The organism is Kitasatospora sp. NPDC058406 (assembly GCF_042722765.1).
Classification (GTDB): Bacteria; Actinomycetota; Actinomycetes; order Streptomycetales; family Streptomycetaceae; genus Kitasatospora.
Genome location: NZ_JBHXKE010000091.1, coordinates 12,300 through 33,237, shown reverse-complemented (window position 1 = coordinate 33,237; position 20,938 = coordinate 12,300). Strand labels below are relative to the sequence as shown.

The 20,938-nt window shown below is 74.0% G+C and carries 18 protein-coding genes; 12 read left to right on the top strand and 6 right to left on the bottom strand.

The genetic code is table 11. The annotated features are described in order from the left end of the window. The 11 genes from ACFWOG_RS19555 to ACFWOG_RS19505 all read left to right on the top strand — a co-directional run. The coding region (locus ACFWOG_RS19555) for an ABC transporter transmembrane domain-containing protein (RefSeq protein WP_380359863.1) at positions 1–1,592 on the top strand (1,592 nt) is incomplete at its 5' end. A gap of 154 nt (positions 1,593–1,746) precedes the next feature. Beyond that, the gene (locus ACFWOG_RS19550) at positions 1,747–3,543 is read left to right on the top strand and encodes an ABC transporter ATP-binding protein (protein WP_329880304.1); all 1,797 of its coding nucleotides are present in this window, start codon (positions 1,747–1,749) and stop codon (positions 3,541–3,543) included. Between the two features lie 106 nt (positions 3,544–3,649). Beyond that, on the top strand, positions 3,650–3,895 hold the full coding sequence (locus tag ACFWOG_RS19545) for a LapA family protein (RefSeq protein ID WP_329880303.1): 246 nt from the start codon (positions 3,650–3,652) through the stop codon (positions 3,893–3,895). Between the two features lie 65 nt (positions 3,896–3,960). Further along, complete coding sequence (locus ACFWOG_RS19540; RefSeq protein WP_329948907.1) at positions 3,961–4,680, top strand: amino acid ABC transporter ATP-binding protein; 720 nt, start codon at positions 3,961–3,963, stop codon at positions 4,678–4,680. A gap of 8 nt (positions 4,681–4,688) precedes the next feature. Continuing rightward, entirely contained in the window at positions 4,689–5,582 is an 894-nt protein-coding gene (locus ACFWOG_RS19535; protein ID WP_380359861.1) for a glutamate ABC transporter substrate-binding protein, read from the top strand. A gap of 14 nt (positions 5,583–5,596) precedes the next feature. Further along, complete coding sequence (locus ACFWOG_RS19530) at positions 5,597–6,241, top strand: amino acid ABC transporter permease (RefSeq protein WP_329880299.1); 645 nt, start codon at positions 5,597–5,599, stop codon at positions 6,239–6,241. Next, positions 6,238–7,107 (top strand): amino acid ABC transporter permease, encoded by an 870-nt coding sequence (locus ACFWOG_RS19525; protein WP_380359859.1) that lies wholly within the window; start codon positions 6,238–6,240, stop codon positions 7,105–7,107. The genes ACFWOG_RS19530 and ACFWOG_RS19525 overlap by 4 nt, the downstream gene beginning before the upstream one ends. A 137-nt stretch (positions 7,108–7,244) precedes the next feature. Continuing rightward, positions 7,245–8,159, top strand: a complete 915-nt coding sequence (locus tag ACFWOG_RS19520; protein ID WP_329880296.1) for a LysR family transcriptional regulator — start codon at positions 7,245–7,247, stop codon at positions 8,157–8,159. Between the two features lie 89 nt (positions 8,160–8,248). Next, complete coding sequence (locus ACFWOG_RS19515) at positions 8,249–8,815, top strand: cysteine dioxygenase family protein (protein ID WP_329880295.1); 567 nt, start codon at positions 8,249–8,251, stop codon at positions 8,813–8,815. Positions 8,816–8,822: 7 nt separating this feature from the next. Continuing rightward, complete coding sequence (locus ACFWOG_RS19510) at positions 8,823–9,917, top strand: YeiH family protein (protein ID WP_380359856.1); 1,095 nt, start codon at positions 8,823–8,825, stop codon at positions 9,915–9,917. An 82-nt stretch (positions 9,918–9,999) separates the two neighbouring features. Then, on the top strand, positions 10,000–10,761 hold the full coding sequence (locus tag ACFWOG_RS19505) for a spermidine synthase (RefSeq protein ID WP_329948811.1): 762 nt from the start codon (positions 10,000–10,002) through the stop codon (positions 10,759–10,761). Positions 10,762–10,818: 57 nt separating this feature from the next. Here ACFWOG_RS19505 and ACFWOG_RS19500 read toward each other — a convergent pair whose 3' ends face one another. From ACFWOG_RS19500 to ACFWOG_RS19485, 4 genes are all read right to left on the bottom strand, one after another. Next, positions 10,819–13,098 (bottom strand): glycoside hydrolase family 18 chitinase, encoded by a 2,280-nt coding sequence (locus ACFWOG_RS19500; RefSeq protein WP_329948810.1) that lies wholly within the window; start codon positions 13,096–13,098, stop codon positions 10,819–10,821. 480 nt (positions 13,099–13,578) lie between these two features. Beyond that, positions 13,579–15,441 (bottom strand): hypothetical protein, encoded by a 1,863-nt coding sequence (locus tag ACFWOG_RS19495; RefSeq protein ID WP_380359854.1) that lies wholly within the window; start codon positions 15,439–15,441, stop codon positions 13,579–13,581. Between the two features lie 157 nt (positions 15,442–15,598). Further along, positions 15,599–16,408, bottom strand: coding sequence for a TetR/AcrR family transcriptional regulator (locus ACFWOG_RS19490; RefSeq protein ID WP_380359865.1), 810 nt, complete (start codon positions 16,406–16,408; stop codon positions 15,599–15,601). Positions 16,409–16,632: 224 nt separating this feature from the next. Next, a complete protein-coding gene (locus ACFWOG_RS19485; protein ID WP_355400882.1) occupies positions 16,633–17,142 on the bottom strand; it encodes an NUDIX domain-containing protein in 510 nt (169 codons plus the stop codon). A gap of 62 nt (positions 17,143–17,204) precedes the next feature. On the opposite strand from ACFWOG_RS19485, the gene ACFWOG_RS19480 reads away from it, so the two are divergent. Next, entirely contained in the window at positions 17,205–18,425 is a 1,221-nt protein-coding gene (locus ACFWOG_RS19480) for a serine hydrolase domain-containing protein (protein ID WP_355400881.1), read from the top strand. A gap of 7 nt (positions 18,426–18,432) precedes the next feature. Here the strand turns inward: ACFWOG_RS19480 and ACFWOG_RS19475 are convergent, their stop codons facing one another. Together ACFWOG_RS19475 and ACFWOG_RS19470 are read right to left on the bottom strand one after the other, a co-directional pair. Further along, entirely contained in the window at positions 18,433–18,756 is a 324-nt protein-coding gene (locus tag ACFWOG_RS19475) for a nuclear transport factor 2 family protein (RefSeq protein WP_329880284.1), read from the bottom strand. Between the two features lie 225 nt (positions 18,757–18,981). After that, on the bottom strand, positions 18,982–20,505 hold the full coding sequence (locus ACFWOG_RS19470) for an aldehyde dehydrogenase family protein (RefSeq protein ID WP_380359852.1): 1,524 nt from the start codon (positions 20,503–20,505) through the stop codon (positions 18,982–18,984). Positions 20,506–20,938 lie beyond the last annotated feature (433 nt).

Sequence of the window (20,938 nt, the reverse complement as noted above, 5' to 3'; positions counted from 1 at the left end):
CCGCCGGCCTCTGGCGGGCCGGCGGCGTCGCCCTGGCGCTCGCCGCGGTGTCCTCGGTGGGCACCGTCCTGCTGCACCGCCAGGCGGTCTGGAACTGGATCCACGCCGCGACCCAGGTCAGACAGCTCGTCGCCCGCCAGGCCTCCCACCTCGGGGCCGGACTCTCCCGGCGGATCGCCACCGGCGAGATCGTCGCGGTCGGCAGCGGGGACGTCGAGAAGATCGGCTGGTACGTCGAGCTGGTCGCCAGGCTGCGCGGTGCCGTCCTCGTCTGGCTGGCCGTCAGCACGGCGGTGCTGGTCACCCAGCCGGTCCTCGGACTCGCCGTGCTGCTCGGGGTGCCGGTGCTGGCGGCCTCGGTGTGGCCGCTGCTCGGCCCCTTCGAGCGCCGGTACACGGAACAGCGGGCGCTCGGGGGCAAGGCCACCGAGCTGGCCGCCGACACGGTGGCCGGGCTCCGGGTGCTGCGCGGCATCGGCGGCGAGGAGCTCTTCCTCGCCCGGTACCGTGCGGCGTCCCAGCAGGTCCGCGCCGCGGCCGTCCGCTCGGCCCGGATCTGGTCCCTGATGCAGGCCCAGCAGGTCCTGCTGCCGGGCCTGTTCGTGGTCGGCATCACCTGGTACGGCGCCCATCTGGCCGCGTCCGGCCGGATCTCGGTCGGCACCCTGGTCGCCGTCTACGGCTCGACGGCCTACCTCGCCGCCCCGCTGCGGATCCTCGGCGAGGCGGCCCACGCCTGGAGCGTGGCCCGCGTCTCGGCCGGGCGGGCCGCGCGGGTGCTCGCGCTCGACCGGACCGACGGGACCGCCGACGCGGGACTGTCCGGTGCCGCGCAGTCGGACCTGTTCGACCCGGCCACCGGGCTGACCGCCCGGGCCGGCCGGCTGACCGCCGTGGTCTGCGGCGACCCGGACTTCGCCGGTGCGCTGGCCGAGCGGCTCGGCGGGCACGTCCCGACGGCCGAGGGCGCGCGACCGGAGCCGTCGGTCCGGCTCGGCGGCACCGAGCTGGACTCCGTCCCGCTGGCCGAGGCGCGGGCCGCCGTCCTGGTCCACGACAAGGAGCCGGTGCTGCTCTCCGGCACCCTGGCGGGGCTGTTCGACATCCCCGCCTCCGGGCGGGTCGAGCCCGTCGACGCACTGGCCGCCGCCTGCGCCGAGGACGTCCTGGACGCCCTGGTCGACGGCTCGCCCACCTGCGGGGGCGACGCCATGCGGGCGGAGATCACCGAGCGCGGACGCTCGCTCTCCGGAGGGCAGCGGCAGCGACTGGCGCTGGCCCGCTCGCTGCTGGCCGACCCGCCGGTCCTCGTCCTGGACGAGCCGACCAGCGCGGTGGACGCGCACACCGAGTCCCGGATCGCGGCCGGGCTGCGCAGGAGCCGGGAAGGGCGCACCACCGTGGTCTTCGCGACCAGTCCGCTGCTGCTGGACCGGGCGGACCGGGTGGTCCTGGTCCGCGACGGGCGGGTGGCGGCGGCCGGGCGTCACCGCGACCTGATGCGGACCGAGCCGGGCTACCGGGCGGTGGTCACCCGCGCGGAGGAGCCGTCGCCGGCGGGGGAGCCCGCGACCGTGGGGGAGGCGGTGTGAGGCCGACGGACCCCCGCGGCCCGTCCTCCCGGCCGCACCGCCACCCCCGTGGTGCCCGTCGCGCCCGTGGTCCTCGTGGCCCCCGTGGTGCCGGGGGTCCTCGTGGCCTCCGTGGCCTCCGCGCCGACGTCCGAGAACAGCTGAGGAGCACCCCATGAAGCCCCCCGTCCATCAGGAGCAGGGGCCGGCCACCACCCTTCCGGTCGGCTCCCCGGTCGCCGTGCGGTCCTACCTGCGGCTGCTGGCCCGACGCCACCGGGGCGGGTTCGCCGCCGTGGTGGGTCTGCACGCGGTGGCCACCACGGCGGGGCTCGTCGGGCCCTGGGTGCTGGGCACCCTGGTCGAGTCGCTGGCCACCGGCACCGTCGGAGCCACCGTCACGGTCGCCGTCGCCTGGTACCTGGTGGCGCTGGCGGTGCAGTCGGCGTTCACCTGGTGGTCGCGGCTGCGCGGCAGCGTCCTCGGCGAGCGGGTCCTGGCCGATCTGCGCGAGGACTTCCTGGTCCGCTCGGTGGCGCTGCCGACCGGGGTCCTGGAGCGGGCCGGCACCGGGGACCTCGTCTCCCGCGGCACCACCGACATCGACCGGCTGGACAAGTCGGTCCGCGAGGCGGTGCCGGAGCTGGCCGTGGCGATCGTGTCGCTGCTGCTGGTGCTGGGCGCCCTGGTCGCCACCTCGCCGCTGCTCGCGCTCACCTCGCTGATCGGTCTGCCGCTGCTGCTGGCCTCCTCCCGCTGGTACTTCCGGCGGGCCCCGCAGTCGTACCGGAACGAGTCGGCCGGGTACGCGGCGGTCAACACCGTGCTGGCCGAGACGGTGGACGCCGGTCGGACGGTCGAGGCACTGCGCCTCGGTGACCAGCGGGTCCGGCTGACCGACCGCAAGCTGGCGGAGTGGATCGCCTGGGAGCGGTACACCCTCTGGCTGCGCACGGCCTGGTTCCCGACCATCGACGCGGTCTACACCCTGGCGGTGCTCGGCACCCTGGTGCTGGGCGGGCTGTTCACCCTCCGGGGCTGGATCGGCGTGGGCGAGCTGACCACCGGGGTGCTCTACGCCCAGGCGCTGACCGCCCCGGTCGACCTGATCCTGCGCTGGTACGACGAGCTGCAGATCGGGCAGGCCTCGCTGGCCCGGCTGGTCGGGGTGCACGAGGTGCCCGAGCAGGAGAGTGACGAGGCGGCCCGGCCGAGCGGACGGCGGGTCGAGGCCCGGGACGTCCGCTTCGGCTACCGCGAGGGCGTCGACGTGCTGCACGGCATCAGCCTGGACGTCGCGCCGGGCAGCCGGGTCGCCCTGGTCGGGCCGTCCGGGGCGGGGAAGTCCACCCTGGGGCGGCTGCTGGCCGGCATCTACGCGCCCGGCCGGGGCAGTGTGACGCTCGGCGGGGCGGCGCTGTCGCGGATGCCGGCCGAGCGGGTCCGGGCCGAGGTCGCGCTGGTCAACCAGGAGCACCACGTCTTCGTCGGCACGCTCCGGGACAACCTGCGGCTGGCCGCGCCGGACGCGGACGACGCCGAGTTGCGCGGGGCCCTGGACGCGGTGGACGCCGGTGACTGGGTGGACGCGCTGTCGGCGGGGCTGGACACCGAGGTCGGTTCGGGCGGCGCCGCGCTGACCCCGCCGCAGGCGCAGCAGCTGGCGCTGGCCCGGCTGGTGCTGGCCGATCCGCACACCCTGGTGCTGGACGAGGCCACCTCACTGCTGGACCCGCGGGCCGCCCGGCACCTGGAGCGCTCGCTCGCCAAGGTGCTGGAGGGCCGGACGGTGATCGCCATCGCCCACCGGCTGCACACGGCGCACGACGCGGACGTGATCGCGGTGGTCGAGGGCGGCCGGATCAGCGAGTACGGCAGCCACCCGGACCTGGTGGCGGCCGGTGGTCCGTACGCGGCGCTCTGGCGGTCCTGGCGGGACGAGCCGTCGGAGACCCGGCCCGGGGGCGTCTGACGGAGAGTGACGGGCGGTAAACCCGCGCGGGGCGTGGTTGCCCCGTGCGGGTTACTCCCGGGCGCGTAGCCGGGCAAACCGGCCCGTTCGACCGCAGACTTCGCGTGTGACCAAGATTTCAGACGGTTCGTCCGGCACCAAGCGCAGCGAGATCGGCGGGATCCCCACCCGGTACATCGGGATCGGTGTCATCGTCGTGCTCGCGGTGTGGTTCCTGTTCGCCAACCTCGACAAGGTGAAGATCCAGTTCTGGGTGTTCACCGTGACCGCGCCGCTCTGGATCGCCCTGCTGGCCACGCTGGTCGCCGGTGGCGCGCTCGGCTGGCTGCTGAAGGGCCGGAGCGGGCGGTGACCGACGCACCGGAGCCCCCGCCCGGGTCCGGGCCGGGGCCCTCGGCCTTCACGCCCTTGATCGAGATGCGCGGCGTCAACAAGCACTTCGGCGAGTTGCACGTCCTCCAGGACATCGAGCTGACCATCGGCCGGGGCGAGGTCGTGGTGGTGATCGGTCCGTCCGGCTCCGGCAAGTCCACCCTGTGCCGGGCGATCAACCGCCTGGAGCCGATCGAGTCCGGGTCCATCGTGATCGACGGCCGGCCGCTGCCCGAAGAGGGCAAGGGCCTGGCCCGGCTGCGGGCCGAGGTCGGGATGGTGTTCCAGTCCTTCAACCTGTTCGCGCACAAGACCGTGCTGCAGAACGTGTCGCTGGCGCAGGTCAAGGTCCGCGGGCGGTCGAAGGGGGAGGCGGACGAGAGGTCCAGGGCGCTGCTGGAGCGGGTCGGGCTGGCTCCGCAGGCGGCCAAGTACCCGGCCCAGCTCTCCGGCGGCCAGCAGCAGCGCGTCGCGATCGCGCGTGCCCTGGCGATGGACCCCAAGGCACTGCTCTTCGACGAGCCCACCTCGGCGCTCGACCCGGAGATGATCAACGAGGTGCTGGACGTGATGCGCCAGCTGGCGCACGAGGGCATGACCATGATCGTCGTGACCCACGAGATGGGGTTCGCCCGGGCCTCCGCCAACCGGGTGGTCTTCATGGCCGACGGGCGGGTCGTCGAGGACCGCTCTCCGGAGGCGTTCTTCGGCGCTCCGGAGAGCGAGCGCGCCCGGGACTTCCTCTCCAAGATCCTGAAGCACTGAGGCCGCGCGTGAAGAAGATCGTGACCGCCGCCGTCGTGGCCGCGGCCGTGCTGCTGGCGGCCTGCGGCAAGGAGGGCACCCCGCCCCCCAAGGGGCCGCAGCCCAGCGCGCTCCCCAGCTACCGGGTGGAGAGCGGCGCCGGCATCACCGGTTCGTCCACCCTGGACGCGGCCCGCAGCCGGGGTCACCTGGTGGTCGGGGCCAAGGAGGACCAGCCCTACCTGGGGCAGAAGAACCCGGCCACCGGGCAGTACTCCGGCTTCGACATCGAGATCGCCAAGATGGTCGCCGCCGACCTCGGGTTCGCCCCGGACCGGATCGAGTTCAGGACCATCGCCTCGGCCAACCGCGAGACCGCGCTGCAGAACGGCCAGGTCGACTACTACGTGGGCACCTACACCATCAACGACAACCGCAAGAAGCTGGTCGGCTTCGCCGGGCCGTACTACCTGGCCGGACAGTCACTGCTGGTGCGCCGGAACGACGCGACCATCAACGGGCCGGAGGACCTGGACGGCAAGAAGGTCTGCTCGGCGGCCGGCTCCACCCCGTACCAGCGGATCCAGAAGGACTACCCGAAGGCCCGGCTGATCGGGTACGACAGCTACTCGGCCTGTGTCGACAACCTGATCACCTCCCAGGTGGACGCGGTGACCACGGACAACACCATCCTGATGGGCTACGCGGCCAAGGTGCCCGACGAGCTCAAGGTGGTCGGGCCGCTGTTCTCCCAGGAGCCGTACGGGATCGGCACGCCCCGGAACGACACCGTGCTGCGCGGGGCGCTGAACGACGCGCTGGCGCACCACGAGGAGAACGGTGACTGGCGCAAGGCCTACGACGCGACCCTCGGCCTCTCCGGGGTGCCCGCGCCCACCCCGCCGCCGATCGACCGGTACTGAGGAGGGGCCGGCCTGTGAAGACGCTGACCGACAACTGGTCGACCTACTGGGAGGGCTTCCTCGGCACCCTCTCGCTGTTCCTGGTGAGTGCGGTGCTGTCGCTGGTGCTCGGCGTGCTGGTGGCGAGCTTCCGGGTCTCGCCGGTGAAGCCGCTGCGGGTGTTCGGCACCACCTGGGTGACGCTGCTGCGGAACACCCCCCTGACCCTGCTCTTCTTCATCGTGGTGCTGGGCCTGCCGCGGTTCGACATCACGCTTCCGTTCTTCACCTTCGCGGTGCTCGCGCTGGGCTGCTACACCTCGGCGTTCGTCTGCGAGGCGATGCGGTCGGGCGTCAACACGGTGCCCACCGGTCAGGGCGAGGCGGCCCGCAGCCTGGGCATGACCTTCGGCCAGACGATGAGCCTGGTCGTGCTGCCGCAGGCGTACCGGTCGGTGATCGCCCCGATCGGCAGTGTGATGATCGCGCTGGCGAAGAACACGGCGATCGCCGGCTCGTTCAGCGTCACCGAGCTCCTCGGTACCTACCGGACCATCAACGAGCTGGGCTACAGCATCGTCTGGACCTTCGTCTGGATCGCGGTCGGCTACCTGGTCATCACGCTCGCCGTCAGTGCCGTGTTCAACCTGCTGGAACGACGACTGGCGGTGTCGCGATGACGGTGGAATCCTCGGCGCTCTACGACATCCCGGGGCCCAGGGCGCTCGCCCGGCACCGGCTGTACGGTGCGCTCGCGCTGCTGGCGATCGCCGCACTGCTCGGCTGGATCGTCTACATGCTGTTCCACACGAACCAGTTCACCGCCGAGAAGTGGACGGCCTTCGAGTACAAGGGGGTCCAGGAACTCCTGCTGCGCGGGCTCGGCAACACCCTCAAGGCGTTCGGGTGGACAGTGCTGTTCGCCCTGCCGTTCGGTGCGCTCTTCGCGGCCGGACGCCTCTCGGACCACCGGGTGGTGCGCTGGTTCTCCACCCTGGTGGTCGAGTTCTTCCGGGCCATGCCGGTGCTGGTGATGATCTTCTTCATCTTCGTCGCGCTCAAGGTCGAGCCGCTCTGGGCCCTGGTGGCCGGTCTGGTGCTCTACAACGGTTCGGTGCTCGCGGAGGTGTTCCGGGCCGGTGTGCTGGCGGTGCCCAAGGGGCAGAAGGAGGCCGCTTTCGCGCTCGGCCTGCGCAAGACCCAGGTGATGGCCTACGTCCTGGTGCCGCAGGCCAACCGGGCGATGCTGCCGGCGATCATCAGCCAGCTGGTGGTGGCACTGAAGGACACCTCGCTGGGCTTCCTGATCACGTACGAGGAGTTCCTGCACGCGGGCAAGCTGATCGCCACCAACCTGGACTACGACCTGCCGTTCATCCCGGTGGTGATGGTGATCGCGCCGGTCTACATCGGGATGTGTCTGCTGCTCTCCTGGCTCGCGCGATGGATCGAGCAGCGCAGCCGGCGCAGCCCGCGGGTGCGCGGCGGGGCGCCGGTGGCCGACGCGGACGTGTCGATGGGGCTGCCGCCGGCCGCCCAGCCGTAGCCGGCGGGGTGCGCGAGGGGTGCGCGAGGGATGGGCGGTTCGCCGGTAAACCATAGGTGCCGCCGGGGTTAGGCTCCACTCCTCCAAACTCTGCTTATGATTGCCGGGATGTGGCACGGCGGCCGGGCGGAGGGGCGATGGAGCCGGTATTCGACTCACGGCATATCAGGACCTTCCACGAGGTCGTCCGGGCCGGCTCCTACTCGGCGGCGGCCCGCGAACTCGGCTACACCCAGCCCGCCATCACCCAGCAGATGAAGGCCCTCGAACGGACCGTCGGCCTGCCGCTCTTCACCCGGGCCGGACGCGGACTGCGCCTCACCGAGGCCGGCGAGGCGCTCGCCCGGCACGCCGAACAGATCCTCGGCAGCCTCGCCGCCGCCCAGCAGCAGCTCGCCGCGCTGGCCCGGCTGCGTGCCGGACGGGTGCGGGTCTGCGCCTTCCCCAGCGCCAACGCCACCCTGATCCCCGAGACGATGGCCCGGCTGCTCGCCGAACACCCCGGCGTCCGGGTCGAACTGCTGGAGGCCGAGCCGCCGGACTCCGTCCAGCGGCTGCTCCGCGGCGAGTGCGACATCGCCCTGGCCTTCCGTTATCCGGGCGCCCCGGCCGAGCTGCCGGAAGGTCTGGACGAGATACCCCTGATGGAGGACCTGCTGACCGTGCTGCTGCCGGTCGGCCACCCGCTCGGGCGGCGGCACGCCGTCCGGCTGGCCGATCTGGACGGCGAACGGTGGATCGCCGGCTGTCCGCGCTGCCGGGCCAACCTGCTGCACGTCTGCGCGGAGGAGGGGTTCGCGCCCGACATCGTCTTCTCCACCGACGACAACCTCGCCGTGCAGAGCCTGGTCGCCGCAGGGGTGGGGATAGCCCTGATGCCGGCCCTGGTCCTCTCCTTCATGTGCCACCGCAAGGTCACCGGCCGGGCCGTCGAGCCGCACCTGCGCCGCCGGGTCAGCGCGTACGTGCTGCGCGAGCACCGGCGGATCCCGGCGACCGCGCTGGTGCTGGACCACCTGCGGTCCGCTGCCGCCGCCCGGGTGGGGTGCTGACCGCTCCTGACAATCCATAAGCGTTCTTATGGGGAGAGCTAAAGATCCCTCGTTGGACGTGATAGGTCGGGCGGGTCGAACCTGCTCGTATGACACCCTCAGCCACGGTCGGGAGCGGCCGGCTCACCGAGCGCATGACCGCCCTCGTCGGCGAGATCCGCGCTGTCGTCGACCGCGGCCTGCCTCCGGAACTCACCGCCTACCTCGTCGGCGAACGACTCGCCCCGCACCTCGGCGACGCCGACCTGCTCACCGCCGACCAGCGCGAGGGCGACCCGGACCGCTACCGCCAGCACGTCCTGCACGCCGAGGCCGACGGGTCGTTCTCCGTCGTCGCCCTGGTCTGGCTGCCCGGCCAGCAGACCCCGATCCACGACCACGTCTCCTGGTGCGTGGCCGGCGTCCACCAGGGCCAGGAGAGCGAGACCCGCTACCGCCTGGTCTCCGACGGACGGACCGCCCACCTGGTCGAGACCGAGCACGTGGTCGGCCCCGCCGGCACCGTCGCGGCCTTCGCCCCGCCGGGCGACATCCACCTCGTCCGCAACGCCTGCACCTCCACCGCCATCTCCATCCACGTCTACGGCGCCGACGTCGCCCGGCTCGGCACCAGCATCCGGCGGGTCTACCGGCTGCCCGCCGGCGACCCCCGGTGAGCCCCGCATGGCACTGATCGTCCGGGAACGGCGGGTCCGCACCCGCGCCCTCCCCCCGCTCGGCGGGGACACCCCCGGCCTGCTGCTCGCCGCGCTCGGCGTGGCCGCGGCCCTCGCCGTCCACCAGGCCGTCCCCGCCGTACCCAAGCTCACCGCCGCCGTCGTGCTCGGCGTCGCCGCCGCCCACCTGCCCGGGCTGCGCCCGGTGGTCCGGGGTGCCGCCCGGCCCGGGCTCTCCACCGCCGGACGCCGGCTGATGCGGATCGGCATCGTGCTGCTCGGCCTCAAGCTCGGCCTGGGCGACGTGCTCGGTCTGGGCTGGGCCACCGTCGCCATGGTGCTCGCCGTCGTCGCCGCCACCTTCGCCGGCACCTGCTGGCTCGGCCGCCGGCTCGGCCTGCCCGGCGACCAGCCGCTGCTCGTCGCCACCGGGTACTCGATCTGCGGCGCCTCGGCGATCGGCGCGGTCAGCCAGGCGGCCGGCAGCGACGAGGAGGACGTCGCCGCCTCCGTCGCGCTGGTCACCCTCTGCGGCACCCTGGCCATCGCTGTCCTGCCGCTGCTCCAGCACCCGCTCGGGCTGGACGAGGCGGAGTTCGGCCGCTGGGTGGGGGCCGGGGTGCACGACGTCGGGCAGGTGGTCGCCACCGCGCAGACCGGCGGGGCGGAAGCCCTGCGCGAGGCGGTGCTCGTCAAACTGATGCGGGTGATGCTGCTGGCCCCGCTGGTCGCCGGGGTCGCGCTCACCGCCCGGCGCGCCCGCGCGCGGACCCGGTCGGCCGCCGACGGCGTCGCGGCGGCCGGTGCGTCCGGCGGTCCGGCGGGCGGTCCGGTCGGGAAGCGGCCGCCGCTGGTGCCGCTCTTCGTCGCGGGATTCCTCGCGATGATCGCGCTGCGCACCACCGGGCTGGTGCCGGAGCCGGTGCTCCGGCTCGCCGGCGACGCCCAGGAGCTGCTGCTGGCAGCCGCGTTGTTCGGGCTCGGCAGCGCCGTCCACCTGCCCACCATGGCCCGCACCGGCGGGCGGATCGCCCTGCTCGGGCTCGGATCCTGGGTGATGGTGGCCGGTGTCTCGTACACGGGGGTGCTGGTCACGAGGTGACCGGGGCCCGGCCCGCGCTGGGCTATTGTCGGGCGGGTAGGCCGATCGTCCGAAGCTCCCGAAAACCGGAGGGGATTCGCGCATGTCCACCGCACTGCCGGAACGGGACGGCTCGGACGCCGTCGTCACGCTCGACCGGCGCGAGGGGCCCTTCGGAGAGGTGGTGCTGCGGCAGCGCGGGCGGCACTACGAGATCATCGCCAACGGCTGCTTCCTGATGGACACCGCCGACGGGCGCTCCGAGCGACTGCTGATCCAGGCGGCGCTCGACGAGTTGGACCGGACCGGCGACCAGGCCGGGCTCGGCGACCAGGCCCGGACCGGCGACCAGGCCCGGCCCGGCGGTCCGGAGCGGCCGGCCGTGCTCATCGGCGGGCTCGGGGTGGGTTTCTCGCTGGCCTACGCGGCCGCCGAACGGCGGTGGGGGCGGATCGCCGTCGTCGAGCGGGAGAGCGCGATCATCGACTGGCACCGGAACGGTCCGCTGGCCGCCTTCTCGGCCGGCGCGCTGGGCGACGAGCGGGTCGAGGTGCTCCACACCGACCTGCTGGAGTACCTCGCGGTGGCGGACGGCGCCCGCTACGACGCGCTCTGCCTGGACATCGACAACGGCCCGGACTGGACCGTCACCGACTCCAACGCCGGGCTGTACGGCGCGGACGGACTGGCCGTGCTCCGGCACCGGCTGGAGCCGGGCGGGGTGCTGGCCGTCTGGAGCGCGCAGCCGTCCCCCGCCTTCGAGGAGGCGCTGCGCGCGGCGGGCTTCCTGGACGTGGTCACGCACGAGATCCCGGTGGCCCGGGGCGTGCCGGACGTCGTGCACCTGGCCCGCCGCGCGCGGTGAGCGCACGACGGGCCAGGCGGGTCCTGACCGGCCCGGTCGACCCGGGCCGTCGTCCGGCTACTTCAGACCGTTGTCCACCGCGGCCATCAGCTCGCCGCTCGCGGTGTCACCGTCGAAGGCCCAGATCATCGCTCCGGCCAACCCCTGGGACTTGATCCAGGCGGTCTTCCGGGCGATCTCGGTCGGGTCGTCGTAGGTGTAGAAGACCGAGCCGTTGTAGATGTACGAGTGGCCGGCCACCGGGTCCCGGTAGATGGTGTAACCACCGCTGGTGGCCATCTCCTTGAGCTTCCGGTAGTCCTCGAACCCGGCCTCGTAGGTGCCCGGGCCGGGGCCCGTCGCGGTCTGGAAGAGACCGTTGGTGGTGCCGCGCGGCACGCCCGTCCAGCCTCGACCGTAGAACGGGATGCCCAGCGTGAGCTTGCTCTTCGGGGCGCCGCCGTTGACGTACGCGCCGATCGCGACCTCGGAGCTGAACTGGCGGGCCGGCGGGTTCGGGTCGCCGGCCGCGACCTTGATGCCGGACTGCTGGTTGGTGACCATCTCCCAGCCGCCGTGGTAGTCGTAGCCCTGGATGGTGGCGAAGTCGAAGGCACCGAACAGGCCGGGGATGTCGATGCCGGCCGTGATCTTCGCCGGGTCGGCCGGGAGGAAGGCGCTCAGCGTGTAGTGCTTGTTGGTGGTGGCGCCGAGCGCGTCCAGCTGGCGACGGAACTCCTGGGCGACCAGGGTGTAGTTGGCCTTGTCGGCGGGCCGGAAGATGTTCCCGGTGTGCCCGTCGGAGTTCGGCCACTCCCAGTCGAGGTCGATGCCGTCGAAGATGCCGGCCGCACTGCCCGCGCCGCCGCGGCCGTCGATCACCGGCAGGTTGCCCTTGATGTACATGTCGATGCAGGAGCTGACCAGCGCCTTGCGGGAGGCGTCGGTGGCGGCCGCGTCGGAGAACCACTTGCTGTAGGACCAACCGCCCAGCGAGATCTGGATCTTGAGGTTGGGGTACTTGGCCTTGAGCTGCTTCAGCTGGTTGAAGTTGCCGGCCAGCTTCTGGTCCCAGGTGTCGGTGGTCCCGGCCACCGAGCTGCCCGCGTCCCAGCCCTTGCCGTAGTCGGCCCAGGCGTCACCGGCACCGTCGCCCGCGTTCGGGTCGTTGTCCGGCCCGGCCGCCTTGTTGGTGATGAAGCACTGCTTGGTGGTCGGGTGGATGTTGGCGAAGGCGTAGTTGAGCGTGGTGAGCCGGCCCGCCGAGCCGGAGGTGTCGAGCTTCTTCACGCTGTACCCGCGGGCGTAGATGCTCCACTGGGTGAAGTAGCCGATCTTCAGGTTGCCGGGGTTGCTGCCCCCGGGCTTGGTCTTGCCGGTCACCGGGCCGGAGGCGGGCGAGACGTTGCCGGCCGCGTCGCGGGCCTTGACCGTGAAGGTGTACTCGGTGTCCGGCGCCAGGTTGCCGACGGTGGCGGACGCCGAGGGGACGGTCGCGGCCAGGGTGGTGCCGGTGTAGACGTCGTAGGCGGTGACGCCGACGTTGTCGGTGCTGGCGGTCCAGGTCAGCGAGACCGAGTTGGCGTCCGAGCCGGTCACCGTGGGGGTGCCCGGGGTGGTCGGAGCCTGCCTGTCCTCCACCGGCGGCTGGGTGGTGGCGCTGACCGGTCCGGCCGCCGCCGAGCGGTTGCCCGCCGCGTCGAAGGCCTGGACGGTGAACTGGTAGGCGGTGCCCGCGGTCAGGCCCTGCACGGTGACGGACGTGGTGGCGCCGTCGGTGGTGGCCACCTTGGTGCCGTCGCGGTAGACGTCGTAGCCGGTGACGGCGAGGTTGTCGGTGCTCGCGGCCCAGGACAGGTCGACCGTGGTCTGGGTGACGGTGCCCGTCCGGAGGTTGCCCGGGACGGTCGGCGCGGTCTGGTCCCCGCCGGCGCCGTCACACGGCTGCCCGTTCAACTTGCAGTTCAGCAGGGCCTTGTAAGCGCCGGAGTAGGCGATGTTGAAGCCGACGTTGTACGTGCCGCCGACCGGCAGGGTCGAGGCCCAGCCGGGGTTCTTCACCGTGACGTGCGAGGCCGAGGTGGTGTACGTCGCGTTCCAGAGGCCGGCCACGGTGTTGCCGGTGGGCAGGTCGAACTCCAGCGTCCAGCCGTTGATCGGGGCGCTGGAGCCGTTGGTGATGGTGTAACTGGCGTCGTAGCCGCTTCCCCAGTCGCTGCCCTTGGTGAAGGTCGCGGTGGCCGACCCGGCAACGGCGGAGTCGGCGTTGGCGATGGCGGCGGGGAGAGCGGCGGCGAGCAGCGGGACGAGTAGCGTCCCGGCTGCCAGCAGCGGCAGGCTGATCCGACGTCTGCGCATGGATATGGCTCCTGTCCTGGGGTCCCGGGGCAGGCCCGGACGCCCCGTAACCCGTGGGGAGGTGTCAGGTGCGTGGAGCAGCGAGCTCCGGCCATGGGGGCGGCGCGGAACCGGAGACCTCGGGCCGTCGGGGTGCCACGGAGGATCCTGTGCCGAGAGTAGGGAGCAGATCGGCAACTGGCAATAGGTCTGTACCAGTTGTCGGTCGTGGGCATGACGGGCCGCCCGGACGGCCTCAGTTGACCTGGGCTTTCGTCAACTGGGCCTCGTCGGAGTGATGTTGTGGCCGAATGCAGTGCGGCGAAAGCGGCGCGGGTGCGGCTCCCGGCAGGGGCGCGGGGGCGGCCGTCGCCCCGGGCCGGCGGGAGCGACGGTCGGGCGGTCGGGCCTCGATGCGGTCGGGCGGTCGGGCGGTCGGGCGGTCGGGCGGTCGGAGGGGCCGGTGGGGGCCGTGGGCCGTCCGGCGGTCGGGTGCGGGGCTCAGCCGAACGGGCCGGGCTCCGGAGCGGCGGCCGGTGGCGGGGCCGGGCGGTCCTCCGGCTGCGGGGCGAACGGGTTGAAGTCCGGGGGCGGGACCATGACCGGGGTGCCCTTGGGCCGGGGCCCGGGCTCGTCGGCGTTCCCGGCGGCGCCCCCGGGTGCGGGAGGGGCGGCGGGCGGCGGCGGGACCGGGGCGGACCGCAGCAGGACGGTGGTGCCGAACGGGTCCTGCGGACGGTCGGCCGCCGTCACCGTGCCGAACGGGTCGGTGACCGGGACGGCCGGGGGCGGCCCGGCCGGGACGGGCGGGGCGGGCTGCGCGTCCGGCTGCGGGGCGAAGGGGTCGAAGTCCGGGGGCGGCACCATCACGGGGGTGCCCTTGGGCCGGGGCGGCAGATCGGCGTCACCGGCGTCACCGGTGCCCCCGGCGCCGGTGGCGCCGTCGGGGACGAGGATCGGCCGGGCCGGGGTCGGGTCGGCGACCTGCGCGAAGGGGTTGAAATCGGCGGGCGGGACGCGAACGGGCGTGCCCCGCAGGTCGACCGGGAGCGGGGCGGCGTCGGCCGGCACCGCGTCGGCAGGTGCCGCGTCCGCCGGGGCCGCCGCGTGCAGCGCGGGCGCGGGTTCGGTCGGCGGCGAGGGGACGGGAACCGGGACGGCCTGCGCCGGGGCGGGCGCGGCCGGCGCGCCGGGCACGCCGTCCCAGCCGAACTGCACGCTCTTCAGCAGCTCCGCGAACACGTCCGTGTACAGCTCCCAGTCCTGCGGCTGGGCGGTGCTGAGCTGGACGCAGAGCACCGAGACGCCGTCCGGCAGCGGGACGAACGCCTCCACCACCGACGTGACCGCCCAGCGGCGCACGCCGTCCGCGGCCAGCGGGCCCGGCACCGGGACGCTGCGGCCCTCCACCAGCACGGCGGCCGGTCCGGCCGGCAGCAGCACCGTCCAGACCTCGGCGTGCCGGCGGACGGTGGCCAGCTCGGTGGCCAGCCCGGTGATCGGCAGCGGGTGCCGGGCGAGCGAGACCACCAGGGTGGCGTCGGCGGGCCGGCCGTCCGCCCGGAGCGCGGCGACGCCCGCGTAGACGGCGCCCGAGGCGCAGACCGCGTCGGCCAGCGTGGCGGCGATCACCGCGAAGTCGCGGCGGCCGGCCGGCTCGGCGCCGCTGAACAGCTCCTCGGCGGTCTCCGCCAGGTGCGTGGCCAACTCGGCGGCGGCGGCGCCGGCGGCCGGGTCGACGCCCCGGACGGACGGGGAGCCGCCGGCCGGGCCGAGGGGCGCCGTACGGGCGGAGACCCCGGGAGGTCCGCCCGGGGAGGTCAGCGCGTGGAAGCCCGGCGGGACGACCAGGCGGACCTCCGAGCCGGCGCCGGTGGCGAGTTCGACCGGCTGCCGGGTCTGCTGCCCGGCAGCGAGTGCCGCCAGGGGGGCGGTGAACGGCGGGCGGAGCTTCGGGTCGGCGGGCTCGCCGGTCACGGGGAGCTCGAACCGGGCGGCGGTCAGGACACCAGGAGCGTCGGGCGAGGCGCCGCGGACCGGGCCGGTGGTGCCGTACCGGCTCAGCAGCGCGCCGGTCGCCAGCGCGGAGACCTCGGCTCCGGTGCCCGGGCGGGCCGTTCCGGCGGTGATCACGGTGCCGAGCCGGTCGACGGCGGTGTGCACCGGTCCGTTGGGCGCGAGGGGCAGGTCGAACAGGGCCTCGGCGGCCGGGCCGCTCACCCGTAGGGCGGTCAGCGAGGACGCCGGGTGGCGTGAGGTCCGGGCGTCGAAGAGGGCGTCGGTGAGCGTTCCGAGCGTCGCGGAGATCCGCTCCGCCGCCGCGAAGGGGCTGGCCTCCGCGCTGAACTGGCCGTCCTGGGTCAACTGTTGAGCCCCCCGCTCTGCTCGGTGTGCGTTCGGTGGTCCGGGGACCCGGGCCCGGGGTGACCGGCGGGCCGTCAGATCCGTGCCCATTCCTATCAGAGGCCGCCGACGTGGCAGAACCTGCCGTCGGCGGCCCCGCCCCGCCCGGCCTGGCCCGTCAGGCGTCGGCGGGCGCGGGGCGTGCGGGTGGTGCCACGTCGGCGGCCTGCCCGGCGGCCTGCCCGGGGGCCTGCCCGGCGGCCGGCACGGCCACCGGGCCGGGGGGCGGCTCGACGGCCAGGGCGGTGACCGCCTCGGCGAGGCCCGGGACGGCGAACAGCCCTGCCAGGTCGCGGACCAGCCGCCCGGTCGGGCCGTCCGGCCGCTCGTCGGCGAAGAATCCGGTCAGCTCGGCGGCGAGCGCGGGCTCCCGGGCGGCGGTCAGCGTGAGCGCCGCGACGAACTCCTGCACCAGGTGCAGCTGCAGCTCCTCCAGCGGCACCGAGCGGTCGGCCAGCCACTCCAGCGAGGTGATCTCCGCGTTGGCGATCCACGCGCGGACGGTGAGCCGCAGGCCCGGACCGGGCTCGGGCAGTGCCAGGTGGCCCAGGATCTGGTCGTGCGCGGCCCGTCGGACCTCGTCGATCACCGCCGAGGTGTTGGTGCTGGCCGCCACCGAGCCGCCGCGCAGCAGCGCCGCGAAGCCGGGGCCGTGGCTCTGCACGAAGTCCAGGTAGCGGCCCATGACGCGGTGGAGGCGCTCCGAGAGCGGGCCCTCGGCGGGTTCCTCGAACCGGGCCGCCAGCTCGCGGCCCGCCCGCCGCAGCGACTCCTCGTACAGGGCCTGCTTGCCCGGGAAGTAGTGGTAGACCAGCGGCCGGGAGGCGCCGGCGGCGGCCGCGATGTCGTCGATCGACACCTCCTCCGGCGGGCGGAGGCTGAACAGCTCCAGAGCGACGGAGATCAGCTGCTCGCGCCGCTCGTCCACGCTGAGGCGCCGGCGCGTGCGCTCGCCGCTCCCGCGCCCGGGGCGCTCGGCGGGCGACGGGTGCGCTGCGTGTTCCGGGCGCGGGCCGCCCTCGGGCCGGGCCGTTCCTTCCGGCGCCGCCGGGCCCTCGGGCCGCGCCGGGCCGTCCGGTCGTTCCGAGCGCGCGGGCGCGGGGGAGGGGGCCGACGGCGTGCGGGATGCCATGCGCGCCACCTTATCCGGCGCTACCCCGCGTACCGCTCCAGGTAGCGCCGGTACGCCTCCCGGCCGTCCGGCACGAACTCGTCCCGGGCCAGCCGCTCCGTCAGCTCGGCGGGGGTCAGCCACGTGTGCCAGGCGACCTCCGACTCCTGCGGTGCCACCGGGCCGTCCCACTCGGCCTCGTACACGTCGGACCACCAGCCCAGCCCGTCACCCCGGAACAGGAACCGGAACAGCGGGCGCGGGACGATCCCCTCGACGCCCAGTTCCTCCTCGGCCTCCCGGACGGCTGCGTCCTCGTACGTCTCGCCGGAGCCCACCACCCCGCCGACGAACATGTCGTGCGCGCCGGGGGCGAACAGCTTGGTGGCCGTGCGCCGGTGGACGAAGATCCGCCCGGCGGGGTCCCGGACCAGGACGAAGACGCACCGGTGGAGCAGTCCCCGCCGGTACACCTCCCCGCGCGGGGCGATCCCGATCACCCGGTCGTGCTCGTCGACGACGTCCAGCAGCTCTTCGGCAGGGTTGGTCATGACCGACAGGTTAGGGTTTCCGGGCGATCGACGGACACATGTGCGGAAGAGGGCGACACGCGGTGGTGGAGATCTGGGGCGAGACGGCCGAGGGCTTCGAGCCCGTACGGGAGGCCTTCGCGCGCAACTTCCGCGAGTACGGCGAACTCGGCGCGGCCTTCGCGCTCTACGTGCGCGGTCGCAAGGTGGTCGACCTGTGGGGCGGCGACGCCCGGCCCGAGGTCGGCGGGCGGCCCGCGCCGGCCGTGCCGTGGACCGCCGACACCGCGCAGGTGCTGCGCTCGGTGACCAAGGGCCTCACCGCCACCACCGCGCTGCTGCTGGCCGAGCGCGGGCAGCTCGACCTGGACGCGCCGGTGGCCGCGTACTGGCCGGAGTTCGCGGCGGCCGGCAAGGAGCGGGTGCCGGTGCGCTGGCTGCTCTCGCACCAGGCGGGCGTGCCGGCGCTGGACGTGCCGCTGCGCCTGGAGGACGTGCTCACCTGGGAGCGGGCGGTGGCCGCGGTGGCCGCCCAGGCCCCCGCCTGGGAACCCGGCACCGCGCACGGCTACCACCCGTACACCTTCGGCTGGCTGGTCGGCGAGGTGGTGCGGCGGGTGAGCGGGCGGACGGTCGGCCAGTACTTCGCCGAGGAGATCGCCCGGCCGCTCGGCCTCGACCTGTGGATCGGGCTGCCGTCCGGCGCCGCGCCGCGGGTCGGCCGGCTGGTCGACCTGCCGGCGCCGGCGGCTGCCCGGACGGGGCCGAGCGGGCTGCGGCTGCGCCCCAAGCAGGCGGTCCGGGACGCGTACCAGGACCCGACGTCGCTGACCGCCCGCGCGTTCGCCTCGGTCCGGCCCGGGGTGGACCTCAACGATCCGGCGGTGCAGGCCGCCGAGATCCCCGGCGCGGGCGGGATCGGCACGGCCCGGTCGCTGGCCCGGTTCTACGCGGCGCTGGCCGGCGTGGCCGACCGGCACGGCGGCAGCGGCGGGACGCTGCCGCCGCTGCTCGGCCCGGAGGTGCTGGCCCGCGCGGTCGGGCCGGTGGTCAGCGGACCGGACCGGGTGCTGATCGTCAACTCCACCTTCGGGCTCGGCTTCTTCCGCCACGGCCCGACCGCGCTGATGTCCTCGCCGGCGGCGTTCGGCCACCCGGGCCGGGGCGGCTCGCTGGGCTTCGCCGACCCGGACCTCGGGATCGGGTTCGGCTACGTGACCAACGGGATGCAGCCCGGCGTCACGGGGGACATCCGCTCCCGCACGCTGATCCGGGCGGTGCGGGGCTGTCTCGGCCTGTCCTGAGCGGGCATCAGGCCTGACCGGTCTCGAAGCGGCTGATCCGGCCGCCGTCGACGGTGAACCGCCAGGCGGTGCGCATCTCGCCCCAGGTCTCGTTGCTGTAGTTGGCGACCAGCGCGCGGCCGCCGTCGGACTCGGACTGGACGTCGATGTGGCCGCGGCTGGTGAAGATCTCGCGGTCGATCCAGTCCTGCAGGTCGCGGTCGGAGCCGTCGTCGGCCATGGTCGCGTCGGGGGCGAGCAGCGCGACGAAGGCCGCGCGGTCGCCGGCGTTGATCGCGGTGACGGCGGCGCGCACGGTCGGGTCGGACAGTTTGGCGGTGGCGATGGTCATCCGGTCTCCCAGGGGTGAAGGGTCGGGTACCTCCTGTTTAGGGCGTCGGCCGGGACTCGCCGGGCATGTCGGCGGCGCGTCGAGGATTTGGAGGGATTCATGTGCTTAGATCCCGATACGGGTGATTTGCCCTCGGGTCCCCGGCTGAGCCACGGGGAGTGGCGTACGGAGTGGGAAGTCGGCCGGCCCGACTTCCCACTCCGCGTATCTGCCGGGCCCGGCGCCCTAGAAGAGGCCCTGGGCGTCCGGTGCGTAGCTGACCAGCAGGTTCTTGGTCTGCTGGTAGTGCTCCAGGACGGCCTTGTGGTTCTCCCGGCCGATGCCCGAGTTCTTGTACCCGCCGAAAGCCGCGTGCGCGGGGTACGCGTGATAGCAGTTCGTCCACACCCGGCCGGCCTGGATGGCGCGTCCGGCCCGGTAGGCGGTCGCGCCGTCGCGGGTCCAGACGCCGGCGCCGAGCCCGTACGGCGTGTCGTTGGCGAGCGAGATCGCGTCGTCGAAGTCCTCGAACCGGGTGACGGCGAGCACCGGTCCGAAGATCTCCTCCTGGAAGATCCGCATCCCGTTGACGCCCTCGAAGACCGTGGGCGTCACGTAGTAGCCGCCGGCGAGGGAGCCGCCGAGGTCGGCCGGCTCCCCGCCCGCCAGGACCTTGGCCCCCTCGGCCTGGCCGATCTCGATGTAGGAGAGGATCTTGCGGAGCTGCTCGTCGCTCGCCTGGGCGCCGACCTGCGTCTCCGTGTCCAGCGGGTTGCCCTGACGCAGCGCGCGCACCCGCTCCAGGCCGTCGGCGAGCAGCCGGTCGTACACCGCGGACTCGATCAGCGCCCGGCTCGGGCAGGTGCAGACCTCGCCCTGGTTGAGGGCGAACATCGCGAAGCCCTCGACGGTCTTGTCGTAGAAGGCGTCCTGCTCGGCGGCGACGTCGGCGAAGAACAGGTTCGGGCTCTTGCCGCCGAGTTCCAGCGACACCGGAATCAGGTTGCCGCTGGCGTACTGGGAGATCAGCCGGCCGGTCGTGGTCTCGCCGGTGAAGGCGATCTTGCGGATCCGGTCGCTGGAGGCGAGGGGCCGGCCGGCCTCCAGCCCGTAGCCGTTGACCACGTTGAGTACGCCGGGCGGCAGCAGGTCGGCGGTCAGCTCGGCCAGCAGCAGGACGGACGCGGGGGTCTGCTCGGCGGGCTTGAGCACCACCGCGTTGCCCGCGGCCAGGGCCGGGGCGAGCTTCCACACCGCCATCAGGATCGGGAAGTTCCACGGGATGATCTGGCCCACCACGCCCAGCGGTTCGTGGAAGTGGTACGCCACGGTGTCCTCGTCCAGCTGGGAGAGGCCGCCCTCCTGGGCGCGCAGTGCGCCGGCGAAGTAGCGCAGGTGGTCGACGGCGAGCGGCAGGTCGGCGGCCAGGGTCTCGCGGACCGGTTTGCCGTTCTCCCAGCTCTCCGCGACGGCGAGCCGCTCCAGGTTCTGCTCGATGCGGTCGGCGACCCGGAGCAGGACCTGGGCCCGTTCGGCGGGCGGGGTGCGGCCCCAGGCCGGGGCGGCGGCGTGGGCGGCGTCGAGCGCGGCCTCGATGTCCTCGGCGGTGCCGCGGGCCACTTCGGTGAAGACCTCGCCGGTGACCGGACTCGGATTCTCGAAGTACTGGCCCAGGACGGGCGGTGCCCACCGGCCGCCGATCCAGTGCTCGTAGCGGGGGCGGTAGCCGACGACGGATCCGGGCTGGCCCGGGGGCAGGTAGACCGGCATGTTCTGGGTGCCTCCTCGCGCTGTCAGGCGCCGTCACGGCACGCGGGCCGGGCGGCGCGCCGGGCCGCGGCAGGGGGCGGCCCGGCGGAGGGTACGGACACACACGCGGGTCGGGCGCCCCTCACCGGGACACCCGCCGGGCAGCACCCTAGCCGGGGACGGCCGGTTCGGCTACGGTCCGTACGGCCTGGGTCGACGGAGGGTGGCGGTTTCCGGTCGCCCCCGGAACCGGGTGCCCGCGCGCCGGGCTGACGGGTACTGGGGCGTGCCCCCGCCCCCCTGCGGCCCCCGTGCGCCCGCGTCCGGTCGAACGGCACGCGCCCCCGGAGCCCGCCTCGCGCCCGGCGCAGCCACCGCGCGCCGGGCGCGAGGACTGCGCCGGTAGCGAGAGGAGGGGGAGCGAGGGGGCTGCGGAGAGCGGGCGCCGTCGGGC

What these genes read in the sequence shown, in the direction of transcription:
- ACFWOG_RS19550 (WP_329880304.1), top strand. Translation starts at nt 1,747, where the DNA reads ATGAAGCCCCCCGTCCATCAGGAGCAGGGGCCGGCCACCACCCTTCCG.
- ACFWOG_RS19540 (WP_329948907.1), top strand. Translation starts at nt 3,961, where the DNA reads ATGCGCGGCGTCAACAAGCACTTCGGCGAGTTGCACGTCCTCCAGGAC.
- ACFWOG_RS19525 (WP_380359859.1), top strand. Translation starts at nt 6,238, where the DNA reads ATGACGGTGGAATCCTCGGCGCTCTACGACATCCCGGGGCCCAGGGCG.
- ACFWOG_RS19520 (WP_329880296.1), top strand. Translation starts at nt 7,245, where the DNA reads ATGGAGCCGGTATTCGACTCACGGCATATCAGGACCTTCCACGAGGTC.
- ACFWOG_RS19515 (WP_329880295.1), top strand. Translation starts at nt 8,249, where the DNA reads ATGACACCCTCAGCCACGGTCGGGAGCGGCCGGCTCACCGAGCGCATG.
- ACFWOG_RS19510 (WP_380359856.1), top strand. Translation starts at nt 8,823, where the DNA reads ATGGCACTGATCGTCCGGGAACGGCGGGTCCGCACCCGCGCCCTCCCC.
- ACFWOG_RS19505 (WP_329948811.1), top strand. Translation starts at nt 10,000, where the DNA reads ATGTCCACCGCACTGCCGGAACGGGACGGCTCGGACGCCGTCGTCACG.
- ACFWOG_RS19500 (WP_329948810.1), bottom strand. Translation starts at nt 13,098, where the DNA reads ATGCGCAGACGTCGGATCAGCCTGCCGCTGCTGGCAGCCGGGACGCTA.
- ACFWOG_RS19485 (WP_355400882.1), bottom strand. Translation starts at nt 17,142, where the DNA reads ATGACCAACCCTGCCGAAGAGCTGCTGGACGTCGTCGACGAGCACGAC.
- ACFWOG_RS19475 (WP_329880284.1), bottom strand. Translation starts at nt 18,756, where the DNA reads ATGACCATCGCCACCGCCAAACTGTCCGACCCGACCGTGCGCGCCGCC.
- ACFWOG_RS19470 (WP_380359852.1), bottom strand. Translation starts at nt 20,505, where the DNA reads ATGCCGGTCTACCTGCCCCCGGGCCAGCCCGGATCCGTCGTCGGCTAC.